We start from the raw sequence: 10,999 nt of genomic DNA, 5'->3' as shown, positions 1-10,999 counted from the left end.
CCGCCGGACCGCACATAGCGGTCCGGCGGCAGTCGCGTGTCCGCGGCGTCCGGCGCCGGTTCAGGCGTCGGGCGCGCGCCGGTCGGTGACCGGTTCCATCCGGGCGCCCTCCAGGGCCCGGACGAGGTCATCGCCCGGCCCGGCCGGGCCGTCCAGCAGGGTGGTCAGTTCGGTGACCTCGGCGGGGTCGAGGAGGCCGAGGGTGACCGCGGGGTCGCCGGCCCCGAGGTCGCCGCGCACGTCGACCAGCCGCACCACGATCTCGTCGCGCTGGAAGATGGTGCTGCTCAGCACCGGGCTGCGCGGGTCGTCGGCCGCCGCCTCGTCGTGCTCGGCGAGGAGTCGCGCCAGCCGCATGCCGTGCCCCGGCCGGGCCGGGTACGACAGCGCGTGGCGCTGCGCCGCCGGGTCCCGCTCCCCCGCCGTCACGTGGTGCACGGCGGGCAGTGCCGCCCGCGTGTAGAACACCCGCGCGGACTCCGGGTCGCCGAGATCCCGGTCCTGCTCCAGATACGGGTTGAGGGCCTCCTCGGCGGCCCGCACCTCGGGCTGCGCGGCCACGTGGCGCAGGGCCGCGAGCAGGTCGCCGCGCACCTCGATGGACCGCACCACCCGGTTGCCGTGCAGGAACAGGGACGTACGGCACAGGCGCGTGGTGTCGTCGACGCGCGGCTCGGGCGAGGCGTAGTCGGCGAGGATCCTGGCGACCGCCTCCTCGCTGCCGGGCTTCACCGTGAAGGTGAGGGCGTGGCGGATCACGCCGTCCCCGATCCGGGGGGCCGACTGGAGCCCGCCCCGGCCGGGTTCGGCGCCCGCCGCCGGCCCGCCGGTCTCGCGGACCACGTGGAAACGGAGCGACCTGGTGTGCCGGACGCACTTGTGCAGCGGCTTGACCATCCGCACGTGTTCCTCGCTGCTCACCCAGTTCAGGAACGGCGGGGCGCTCTCCCACTCGCTGGTGATGAGCCACTGCGAGGGGTTCTCGATGGACTGGCACAACTGCTCGCCGATGTGCCCGGGGACGGACTCGACGTGGCTGCGCAGGTTCTCGTACGTCTCCAGGAACTGCTGCTGGGCCCCGTCGTAGACCTCCACCAGCAGGACCACCCGGAGGCGGGAGCCGTCGAACACGGACTGGGAGACCTGGTGCGACACCTGACGTGCCGACGGGTCGGAAGCAGGGGTGGATGTGATGGTCATCCTGCACACATCTCCTTCGCGGAGGCGGAACTGGACGTCGCCCGAGGTGCTGCGACGCCGGCGTGTCTGACGATCTTCTGCCCGGCCCCGACGGCGCGCGACTCGTATGCACTGCGCGGGTGACCCGCGCGGGCTCAGGTGAGGTGCGCGAAGACGACCAGGTTGTCCGTGTAGTCCTTGGCCTTGCGGTCGTAGTCGCCCGCGCAGGTGATGAGCCGTACCTCGGGCCGGTCGGTGTCCCCGTACACGCGCTTGCTGGGGAACTCGTCCTTGGCGAAGGTCTCCAGGCTGTCGACCTCGAAGGACGCCTTGCGTCCGTCGGCCCGCCGGACGTGGAAGACGTCTCCCTCGTCCAGTTGGCCCAGGCGGGCGAAGACCGCGGGGGACGTCTTGGTGTCCACGTGCCCGGCGATGATCGAGGTGCCCCGCTCCCCGGGGGAGACGCCCTTGGCGTACCAGCCGACGAGGTTGGTGTCGGCGGCCGGCGGGGGCTCGAGCTGTCCGTTCGCGCCGATGGCGAGGTCGGTGAAGGGGGCGTCGACGGAGATCTCCGGGATCAGCAGCCGCACGGGCTTCGACCGGGTCAGCACCGGTCCGGCCGGGCCGGTCGCGGACGGGCGGGTCGCGGACGGGCCGGCCTTGGGCGAGGCCGAGGTTGCGGGCTGGGCGGGCAGCGGGGGTCGGGACGAGTCGCTCGACGTGTCGTTGCCGCCGAGCAGGCTGACCGCCAGGATCAGCAGGGCCACGCCGCACAGCACCATCAGGCCGGGGCGGGTTCCCTGCCCGGTCGACGTCTTCTCGTCGTCGGCGGGGGGCGAAGGGGGGACTGTCATCGAGGACCACCTCGGTAGGGCACGGCGGCAGGGCGGACACGGAGGGGGACAGCGAGCCGGGCCGCCACGGGGTTCCTGGTGGCGGCCCGGCCGCTATCGCGCCCGGCACGGCTCAGGCCATTCCGTTGGCCGACTTCTTGCGTCGGACGGCGTACAGGCCGGCACCGGCGACGGCCAGGACGGCGAGGCCGCCCGCGGTGGTGGCCGGCGTGTCGAGTCCGCCGCCGCCCGTGTGCATGCCGCCGTGCGGCTTCTCGTGCTTGCCGCCCTCCCAGGACTTCTCGCCCTCGTCCTGCTTGTACTCCGAGCCCTCGTCCTTCTTGTACTCGGAGCCCTCGTCCTTCTTGGACTCGCCGCCGTCCCAGTCGCCCTCGTTCAGCACGGTCAGCGCGCCGCCGCCGGTGTGCATGCCGCCGTTCGGCTTGTCGTGCTTGTCGCCCTCCCAGGACTTCTCCTCGTCCTGCTTGTACGACTCCGAGCCCTCGTCCTTCTTGTACTCCGAGCCCTCGTCCTTCTTGGACTCGCCGCCGTCCCAGTCGCCCTCGTTCACCGAGGTCAGCGCGCCGCCGCCGGTGTGCATACCGCCGTTCGGCTTCTCGTGCTTGTCTCCGTTGTCGTGCTCCTTGCTGTAGGAGGAGTCGTCGTGGTCCCAGTCTCCCGCGGAGGCCGCGTAGGCGCCGGGGGCACCGAGGACGATGACGGCCGAGGCGGCCGCCGAGGTCAGGAGCGTGCGAGCAGAACGCATCTGTGGTTCCTTCCGTCACGACCGGGCAGCTGGTGCTTCGTCAGCTGAGATGACCCGGCCCCGACGTGAATCACCGTCAGCCAGCCGCCCGTCTCGCACCACTCAAGGCGCTCAGCCGGGTGAACGCCGGCCCCTCGCGAGGACCTTCCGGAGCATTCAAAGGACCCCGGGCACATGGCAGTTGATGGACTTTCCGGTCCCATTGACACGGCGTCACCCGCGAGGACTACTCCGCCGGCCCGACGCGCTCGGCGGGCGGCGGCTCAGGAGGTGTGTCCGAGGGCGGTGCCGTTCAGGTCGTCGGCGAGCATCACCGCGGCCCGCATGCGCTTGCCGACGGGCTCCCGGTGGACCTCGAAGCTGTGGCACACGGCCATGACGATCTCCAGCCCGTGCCGGCCGACGCGGCCGGGGTCGGTGGCCTCTGCGACGGGCAGCACGGGTTCGCTGTCCCACACGGTGACCTCGACCCGGTCGTCGGCCAGCTCCAGGTCGACCAGCGAGGGGCCGGGCGCGTACTTGCAGGCGTTCGTCAGCAGCTCGCTGACCACGAGCTGCACCAGGTCCGCCGCGCGGTCGGACACCGCGCGGTCCTGTGCGGCCCGCACCCGGGCGAGAAATCTCCGGGCCAGCTCGCGGCCCCGGGCGATGTCGCCGGGAATGCCCTCGTACTCCGCCGAAACCTTGACCGGCTCACTTCGCCGGTCCTCATGCCGGGCAGCCCCGTCCATCCGATCCGCCCTCTTCCTGAGCCTTGACCGTTACGCCAGCCCGTCTACCCCGGAATCCGTGAAACATCACCGGCCGCATCGACCACAGGGTGGCGGCGGCGCCACGCTCGTACGATGGCCGTCGTGGATCTCAGCGCCGTACGCACCTTCGTCGCCGTCGCCGAGGCGGGGCAGTTCCAGGTCGCCGCCGCCCGGCTGACCGTCACCCAGCAGGCCGTGTCCAAGCGTGTCGCCGCGCTGGAGAAGGACCTGGGGGTGACGTTGTTCACCCGGACCGCGCGAGGGGCCCGGCTCACCATCGACGGGCAGGCGTTCCTGCCGCACGCCCGTGCGCTGCTGGACGCCGAGGAGCGGGCCGTCGCCTCGGTGCGGCCGGGGCGCCGTCCGCTGCGGGTGGACGTGATCGGCAGACGGGTCGCGACGGCCGGTCTGCTGCGTGACTTCCACCGCGCCCGTCCCGACGTCGACCTCGACGTGGTCACCCTCCCCGACGCGCACACCGCCGTCGCCGCCATCGGTTCCGGTGCCATCGACGCGTCGTTCCGCTGCGTCACCATGCCTGGGCAGCGGCTGCCCGACGGCATCGAGGCCACGCCCGTCTTCGACGAGCCGCTGCAGTTGTTCACCGGGCCCGCCCACCCGTTCGCCAAGGCGCGGGCGGTGGCCCCGGGGCAGCTCGCCGGGCAGCGCGTCTGGATGCCCGGGAACGTCCCGGGCACCGAGTGGTCGGCCTACTACGACGCGTTCGCGGCCGAGTTCGGGTTCACCGTGGACGCGATCGGCCCGAACTTCGGCGTCGAGGCCCTCCTGGACACCATCTCCGAGTCGTCGACGGTGTCGACCTTCCTCAGCGAGCACACGCCCCTGGTCTGGCCGGCCGGCCACGACCTGCGCCGCATCCCGGTGCGCGATCCGGCGCCCGTCTATCCGCACTCCCTGCTCCGGCACGCCGACAACGCGCATCCGGGGCTGGCCGCGCTGCACGCGTACCTCGTCTCGCGCCCGTCCGTCCGGCTCGACACGGAGATCTGGTCACCGGCCTGGGCCCTGCGCCGCGGGGCACAGGGCTAAGCCGGCCGGAGGTGAGGTCTCAGCCGCCCAGGGCGCCGAGGACGACGAGCTTGGCCTCGTCCTGCACCTGCCGGAGGTGGTCGGCGCCGAGGAAGGACTCCCCGTAGATCTTGTAGACGTCCTCGGTGCCGGAGGGGCGGGCCGCGAACCACGCGTTCTCGGTAGTCACCTTGATGCCGCCGATGGGCGCGCCGTTGCCCGGTGCCTCGGTGAGGACGGCGGTCACCGGCTCGCCGGCGAGGGTGTCGGCGGTGACCTCGGCCGGGGACAGCCGGGCGAGGCGGGCCTTCTCCTCGCGGGTGGCGGGGGCGTCGATGCGGGCGTAGGCGGGTTCGCCGAAGCGGGCGGTGAGCGAGGCGTAGTGCTCGGAGGGGCTCCGGCCGGTGACGGCGGTGATCTCGGAGGCGAGCAGGGCGAGGATGATGCCGTCCTTGTCGGTGGTCCACACCGAGCCGTCCCGGCGCAGGAAGGACGCGCCCGCGGACTCCTCGCCGCCGAAGCCGAGGGAGCCGTCGATCAGACCGCCGACGAACCACTTGAAGCCCACCGGGACCTCGACCAGCCGCCGGCCGAGGTCGCCGGCGACCCGGTCGATCATGCCGGAGGAGACCAGCGTCTTGCCCACCCCCGCGTCGGCGGGCCACTCGGTGCGGTGGGCGTAGAGGTAGGCGATGGCGGTGGCGAGGTAGTGGTTGGGGTTCATCAGGCCGCCGTCGGGGGTGACGATGCCGTGCCGGTCGGCGTCGGCGTCGTTGCCGGTGGCGATGGCGAAGCGGTCGCGCTTCTCGATGAGGGAGGCCATCGCGTGGGGCGACGAGCAGTCCATGCGGATCTTGCCGTCCCAGTCCAGCGTCATGAACCGCCAGGTCGGGTCGGTGAGCGGGTTAACTACGGTCAGGTCGAGGCGGTGGTGCTCGGCGATCCGGCCCCAGTACGCGACGGAGGCGCCGCCCAGCGGGTCGGCGCCGATCCGCACGCCGGCCGAGCGGATCGCGTCGAGGTCGAGGACGGCCGGCAGGTCGGAGACGTAGCGGTCGAGGAAGTCGTAGCGCCCGGTGCCGGGGGCTGCGAGCGCCCGTGCGTAGGGGATGCGCCGTACGTCCTTCAGGCCGGCCGCGATGATCTCGTTGGCCCGGTCCTGGATCCAGGAGGTGGCGTCCGAGCCGGCCGGTCCGCCGTTCGGCGGGTTGTACTTGAAGCCGCCGTCGGCGGGCGGGTTGTGCGAGGGGGTGACGACCACGCCGTCCGCGAGGCCCGAGTCGCGGCCCCGGTTGTGGGTGAGGATGGCGTGCGACACCGCCGGGGTGGGGGTGTAGCCGTCCCCGGTGTCCACGAGGACCGTCACGTCGTTGGCGGCGAACACCTCGAGCGCGGTGACCCTCGCGGGCTCGGACAGGGCGTGGGTGTCGGCGCCCAGGAAGAGCGGGCCGTCGGTGCCCTGTGCGGAGCGGTACTCGCAGATGGCCTGGCTGGTGGCGGCGATGTGGTCCTCGTTGAACGCCGCCGCTAGGGACGAACCCCGGTGCCCGGACGTGCCGAAGGCCACGCGCTGGGCGGGCTCCGCCGGGTCCGGGTGCAGGGTGTAGTACGCCGTCACCAGCCGGGCGACGTCGATCAGGTCCTCGGGGCCGGCCGGCTTCCCGGCTCGGTCGTGCTGCATGCGCCCACTCCTCCGCATCGGTAGGGACTTCGCTCGCGGTCCCATCTTCCCCTGTTCGGGGAGCGGCGCTCTGCGTTCCGGCCGGGGCCGTCCGGTAAGGGCGTCAGATCCGGCCTCCGGTGAGACGGGTGAGGGGCCCCTGGGTGTGACGGCCCGATCGCCGGCCCACCGCGTACGACGCCGCGCTCAGGGCGGTGATACCGGCGCCGACGCCCGCGGCGACGAGCTTGCGGTGGGCGATGACCGTCCAGGCGGTCTTCGCCCCGGCGGCGACCTGGCCCGAGGTGGTGATGACGGCCTGACGGCCCGCCTCGACACCCTTGGCGGCCGTCTGCACGGCGCCATTGGCGACCTGGGCGGAACGCTGGGCGCCGGCCTTGGCGGCCGACGCGGCGTCACCCGCCTTGTCGGCGGCGGCGTGTGTCGCCCGGGAGGCCGGGGCGGTCGCCTTCTTGGCGGCGCTCTCGGCCTTGGCCTCGGCGGTCCGCGTAGTGGTGGGCTTCTTGTTCGTGTCCTTGTTCGGATCGCTCATGGACACCGCCTTGCCCCTCACCGCGACCGCAAACACCCGCAGTTCGCGCGGCGTCCGGTCTCAGCGGGCGGCGGTGGGCGGCAGTTGGGCCGGGCTCACCTGTTCGCCCAGTACCTCCGCCATGAACTGGACGAGCCAGCGCTGCGCGGGAGCGCGCGAGGACTCGTGCCGGGCGTACAGGGCGATCTCGATCGGCTCGGTCTCGAACGGCAGGCGCACCAGGCGCACCCGGTGCGAGGCGGTGAAGACCTCGCCGACGTACTCGGGGACGATGGCGACGAGGTCGGTCTGTTCCAGCAGGTAGGGCAGCATCGAGAAGCGGGTGGCGTCCACGGCGACCCGTTCCAGGAGTCCGTGCGCGGCCAGCACGGCCCGGGGCGCGACGTGTCCGCTCGGCCCGAACACGGTGGCGTGGTGCTCGGCGGCGAGGTCGGCCAGCGTGGCCGCGTCGCCCCGGATGCGCGGATGGTCCGCGGCGACCATCAGGACGTAGCGCTCCCGGAAGAGCGGGACCCGCACGGTCAGGTGCGAGGTGATCACCGGGGTGGCCACGAACACGTCGAGGTCGCCGCGGCGCAGCTGGCTCTCGGCGTCCTCCACGTCGAAGGGCCGGACGGTGAACGACACCCCCGGCGCCCGCTCGCGCGCCGCGGCGAGGAGCCTCGGCAGCAGCGTCGCCTCGCCGAGGTCGGACAGCGCGATCGTGAAGCGCCCGGACATGGTCGCGGGGTCGAACACGTCGCCCTGCCGGACCGTCCCGTCGATCTCCGCCAGGGCGCGCTGGAGCGGCTCGTACAGCCGCCGGGCGCCGGCCGTGGGCGTCAGTCCGCGCCCGTTGCGGCGGAACAGCTCGTCGTCGAAGTGGCGCCGGAGCTTGCCCAGGCTGTAGCTGACCGTGGGCTGCGTGACGTGCAGCGTCTCGGCGGTGGCCGTGACACTGCCGGTCTCGTACAGGAGCACGAAGACCCGGGCGAGGTTGAGATCGAAGGTGCCCATATCGGTGGAGTCTATATCGAGGCACCGAAACATCTATTGGTGCCCATGTCGCGGGGTGCCTAGCGTGTCGGACGTCACTTCGAAAGGAACGTCCGTGTCATCCGTGCGTCGTGTCTCCCACGATTTCCTGGAGCGCCAGGGACTCACCACCGTCTTCGGCAATCCGGGCTCCAACGAGCTGCCCTTCCTCGCCGGGCTGCCCGACGGCTTCCGCTACGTCCTCGGCCTGCACGAGGGCGCCGTCGTCGGGATGGCCGACGGGTACGCCCAGGCGACCGGGCGCCCGGTCCTGGTCAACCTGCACGCCGCCTCGGGTTCCGGCAACGCGATGGGCGCGCTGACGAACGCGGTGGCCGCGCGCACCCCGCTGGTGGTGCTGGCCGGCCAGCAGGTCAGGACCGCGATCGGCCCGGAGGCCAACCTGGCCAGCGTCGACGCCCCCGCCCTGATGAAGCCGCTGGTGGGCTGGGCGGCGGAACCGGCGTGCGCCGAGGACGTGCCGCGCGCCCTCGCCCAGGCCGTCTTCGAGGCGCGGCTCCAGCGGCGGCCGACGTACCTGTCGGTGCCGTACGACGACTGGTCGGCCGAGGCGGACGACAACGCGGCGGCGGTTCTCGACCGGCGGGTGGAGCTGGCCGCCGTGCCCGGTGCCGGGCAGAGTCACCGGCTCGTCGAGAGGGTCGCCGCGGCCCGGCGCCCCGCCCTCGTGCTGGGCGGCGACATCGACTCCGACGGCCTCTTCGACGACGCGGTACGGCTGGCCGAGCGGCTGGGCGCGCCGGTGTGGGCGGCCCCCTCGCTGTTCCGGCTGCCCTTTCCGAACCGGCACCCGCAGTTCCAGGGGGTGCTGCCCGCCGGGATCGCACCGGTCTCGGCGGCGTTCGAGGGCCACGACCTCGTGCTCGTGCTGGGCGCGCCGGTCTTCCGCTACCACGAGCACCTCCCCGGCGCCTACCTTCCCGAGGGCACCCGGCTGATCCAGGTGACCGGGGACGCGTCGGCCGCCGCGCGGGCTCCGATGGGCGAGGCCCTGGTCGCCGACCCCTCGGCCGTCGTCGACCTGCTCCTGAAGTCGCTGGACGCGCCCGCGAGGCCCGCGGCGCCCTACCGGCCGGCGCCCGCACCGCTCACCGCCGAGGGTCCCGGTCTCCACCCCGAGCAGGTCTTCGCCGCCCTGCGCGACGAACTGCCCGAGGACACGGCGTACGTCGTCGAGTCGACGTCGACCAACGCGGCCTGGTGGCGCCAGATGGATCTGCGCCGGCCCGGCTCCTACTACTTCCCGGCGGCCGGCGGGCTCGGTTTCGGCCTGCCCGGCGCGGTGGGTGTCGCGATGGCCCGGCCCGACCGCCCGGTCGTGGGGGTGGTCGGCGACGGCTCGGCCAACTACGGCATCACCGCCCTGTGGACGGCGGCGCAGCACCGGGTTCCGCTGACCGTCGTACTGCTGCGCAACGGCACGTACGGGGCGCTGCGCTGGTTCGGCGGGCTGCTGGGCGTGCCGGACGCCCCCGGCCTCGACATCCCGGGGCTGGACTTCACCCGTATCGCCGAGGGCTACGGCGTCGCCGCCCGGCACGTCGAGGGCGCCGAGGAGCTGCGCGCCGTCCTCGCCGAACCGGCGGACGGGCCCCGGCTGATCCAGGTGGACACGGCGCTCACCACGCCCTCCTGACCGTACCGACATTCCGAGCATCCCGAGAACGCGCACGAAGAGCACGAGGAGAGGGACACGATGACACTCCTGGACAGCGACGTCTGGGGCCGGAAGTTCTACAGCGACGGCTGGCAGGACTCCCCGGTCGAGCATCCGGTGACCGAGCCGGCCACCGGCGACCGGCTCGGCGCGGTCGGCCTGGCCACGGCCGAGGACGTGGGCCGCGCCGCCGCCCGGGCCGCCGAGGCCCAGCGCGCCTGGGCGGCGACCGGGCCGCAGGCGCGGGCCGCCGTGCTGCGGCGTGCGGGTGAGCTGTTCACCGAGCACGCCGCCGAGATCGAGGACTGGCTGGTGCGCGAGGGCGGCTCGGTGCGGTCCAAGGCCGCTTTCGAGGTGGGGCTCGCGATCGGCGAGTGCTTCGAGTGCGCGGGACTGCCGACGCACCCGCAGGGCGAGGTGCTCACCTCCGAGGAGGCCCGCTGGTCGCTCGCCCGCCGCCGCCCGGCCGGTGTCGTGAGCGTGATCGCGCCCTTCAACTTCCCGCTCATCCTGGGTCTGCGCTCCGTGGCCCCGGCGCTGGCGCTCGGCAACGCCGTGCTGCTCAAGCCCGACCCGCGCACCGCGGTCGGCGGCGGTGTCGTCATCGCCCGGATCTTCGAGGAGGCCGGGCTGCCCGCCGGGGTCCTGCACCTGCTGCCGGGCGACGGCGCGGTCGGGCAGGCGGTCGTCGAGGCACCGGAGGTGCGGGTCGTCTCCTTCACCGGCTCCACGCCGGTCGGGCGGGCGATCGGCGAGCGGGCCGGGCGGCTGCTGAAGCGGGCCCATCTGGAACTCGGCGGGAACAACGCGCTGGTCGTACTGGACGGCGCGGACGTGCCGAAGGCGGCCTCGGCGGGCGCGTTCGGGTCCTACCTGCACCAGGGGCAGATCTGCATGACGACCGGCCGGCACATCGTGCACGAGTCGCTGGTGGCGGAGTACACCGCCGCGCTCGCCGCGAAGGCCGACGCCCTGCCGGTCGGCGACCCGGCCCGCGAGGACGTGGCGCTCGGCCCGCTGATCGACCGCCGTCAGCTGGAGCGCGTGCACGGCATCGTCACCGACAGCGTCGCGGCCGGCGCGAAGGTCGCCGCGGGCGGCGAGACCGACGGCGCCGGATACCGCGCCACCGTCCTCACCGGTCTGACGACCGACATGCCCGCGTGGCGCGAGGAGATCTTCGGCCCCGTCGCGCCGGTCATCGCCTTCTCCACGCTGGAGGAGGCCGCGCGCATCGTCAACGACTGCGAGTTCGGGCTGTCGGTCGGCATCCTCGGCGACGTCGGTACGGCGATGAAGCTGGCCGACCGGATCGACTCCGGCAAGGTGCACATCAACGAGCAGACCGTGAGCGACGAGCCCAACGCCCCCTTCGGCGGGGTCAAGGCCTCGGGCACCGGCTCCCGTTTCGGCGGCGCCGCGGCCAACGTCGAGGCGTTCACGGAGACCCAGTGGGTGACGGTCCGCCCGGACATCGCCGACTACCCGTTCTGATCCCTCCGGCCACCCCGGCCGTTCCGGCTCCGCTCACTCAC

10 protein-coding genes are annotated in these 10,999 nt (G+C 73.2%); 3 read left to right on the top strand and 7 right to left on the bottom strand.

Going from position 1 to position 10,999, the window contains the following annotated elements; all coding sequences use genetic code 11:
- Window positions 1-60: 60 nt before the first annotated feature.
- From ACFC1X_RS31500 to ACFC1X_RS31485, 4 genes are all read right to left on the bottom strand, one after another.
- The gene (locus tag ACFC1X_RS31500; protein ID WP_376360164.1) at window positions 61-1,200 is read right to left on the bottom strand and encodes a SchA/CurD-like domain-containing protein; all 1,140 of its coding nucleotides are present in this window, start codon (window positions 1,198-1,200) and stop codon (window positions 61-63) included.
- Window positions 1,201-1,334: 134 nt separating this feature from the next.
- A complete protein-coding gene (locus tag ACFC1X_RS31495) occupies window positions 1,335-2,033 on the bottom strand; it encodes a class F sortase (RefSeq protein ID WP_376360162.1) in 699 nt (232 codons plus the stop codon).
- 112 nt (window positions 2,034-2,145) lie between these two features.
- Window positions 2,146-2,778, bottom strand: coding sequence for a hypothetical protein (locus ACFC1X_RS31490; RefSeq protein ID WP_376360159.1), 633 nt, complete (start codon window positions 2,776-2,778; stop codon window positions 2,146-2,148).
- 263 nt (window positions 2,779-3,041) lie between these two features.
- A complete protein-coding gene (locus ACFC1X_RS31485; protein WP_376360156.1) occupies window positions 3,042-3,509 on the bottom strand; it encodes an ATP-binding protein in 468 nt (155 codons plus the stop codon).
- A 123-nt stretch (window positions 3,510-3,632) separates the two neighbouring features.
- On the opposite strand from ACFC1X_RS31485, the gene ACFC1X_RS31480 reads away from it, so the two are divergent.
- The gene (locus tag ACFC1X_RS31480) at window positions 3,633-4,580 is read left to right on the top strand and encodes a LysR family transcriptional regulator (protein ID WP_376360153.1); all 948 of its coding nucleotides are present in this window, start codon (window positions 3,633-3,635) and stop codon (window positions 4,578-4,580) included.
- Window positions 4,581-4,599: 19 nt separating this feature from the next.
- Here the strand turns inward: ACFC1X_RS31480 and pgm are convergent, their stop codons facing one another.
- From pgm to ACFC1X_RS31465, 3 genes are all read right to left on the bottom strand, one after another.
- Window positions 4,600-6,240, bottom strand: a complete 1,641-nt coding sequence (pgm, locus tag ACFC1X_RS31475; protein WP_376360148.1) for a phosphoglucomutase (alpha-D-glucose-1,6-bisphosphate-dependent) — start codon at window positions 6,238-6,240, stop codon at window positions 4,600-4,602.
- 103 nt (window positions 6,241-6,343) lie between these two features.
- Window positions 6,344-6,772 (bottom strand): hypothetical protein, encoded by a 429-nt coding sequence (locus tag ACFC1X_RS31470; protein ID WP_376360145.1) that lies wholly within the window; start codon window positions 6,770-6,772, stop codon window positions 6,344-6,346.
- Between the two features lie 60 nt (window positions 6,773-6,832).
- Entirely contained in the window at window positions 6,833-7,768 is a 936-nt protein-coding gene (locus tag ACFC1X_RS31465) for a LysR substrate-binding domain-containing protein (RefSeq protein ID WP_376360142.1), read from the bottom strand.
- Between the two features lie 94 nt (window positions 7,769-7,862).
- On the opposite strand from ACFC1X_RS31465, the gene mdlC reads away from it, so the two are divergent.
- Together mdlC and ACFC1X_RS31455 are read left to right on the top strand one after the other, a co-directional pair.
- Window positions 7,863-9,443: a benzoylformate decarboxylase gene (mdlC, locus tag ACFC1X_RS31460; RefSeq protein ID WP_376360139.1), complete on the top strand. Its 1,581-nt coding sequence runs from the start codon at window positions 7,863-7,865 to the stop codon at window positions 9,441-9,443.
- Window positions 9,444-9,503: 60 nt separating this feature from the next.
- Complete coding sequence (locus ACFC1X_RS31455; RefSeq protein WP_376360136.1) at window positions 9,504-10,958, top strand: benzaldehyde dehydrogenase; 1,455 nt, start codon at window positions 9,504-9,506, stop codon at window positions 10,956-10,958.
- The last annotated feature ends 41 nt before the right edge of the window (window positions 10,959-10,999 follow it).

It is taken from the genome of Streptomyces sp. NPDC056128, assembly GCF_042263835.1.
GTDB lineage: Bacteria > Actinomycetota > Actinomycetes > Streptomycetales > Streptomycetaceae > Streptomyces.
This window is presented reverse-complemented; position numbering and strand designations above follow the sequence as displayed.

Bases quoted from the DNA above. Each gene is read 5' to 3' on its own strand.
- ACFC1X_RS31485 (WP_376360156.1), bottom strand. From the start codon at position 3,509: ATGGACGGGGCTGCCCGGCATGAGGACCGGCGAAGTGAGCCGGTCAAG.
- ACFC1X_RS31490 (WP_376360159.1), bottom strand. From the start codon at position 2,778: ATGCGTTCTGCTCGCACGCTCCTGACCTCGGCGGCCGCCTCGGCCGTC.
- ACFC1X_RS31465 (WP_376360142.1), bottom strand. From the start codon at position 7,768: ATGGGCACCTTCGATCTCAACCTCGCCCGGGTCTTCGTGCTCCTGTAC.
- ACFC1X_RS31500 (WP_376360164.1), bottom strand. From the start codon at position 1,200: ATGACCATCACATCCACCCCTGCTTCCGACCCGTCGGCACGTCAGGTG.
- ACFC1X_RS31470 (WP_376360145.1), bottom strand. From the start codon at position 6,772: ATGAGCGATCCGAACAAGGACACGAACAAGAAGCCCACCACTACGCGG.
- ACFC1X_RS31495 (WP_376360162.1), bottom strand. From the start codon at position 2,033: ATGACAGTCCCCCCTTCGCCCCCCGCCGACGACGAGAAGACGTCGACC.
- pgm (WP_376360148.1), bottom strand. From the start codon at position 6,240: ATGCAGCACGACCGAGCCGGGAAGCCGGCCGGCCCCGAGGACCTGATC.
- ACFC1X_RS31455 (WP_376360136.1), top strand. From the start codon at position 9,504: ATGACACTCCTGGACAGCGACGTCTGGGGCCGGAAGTTCTACAGCGAC.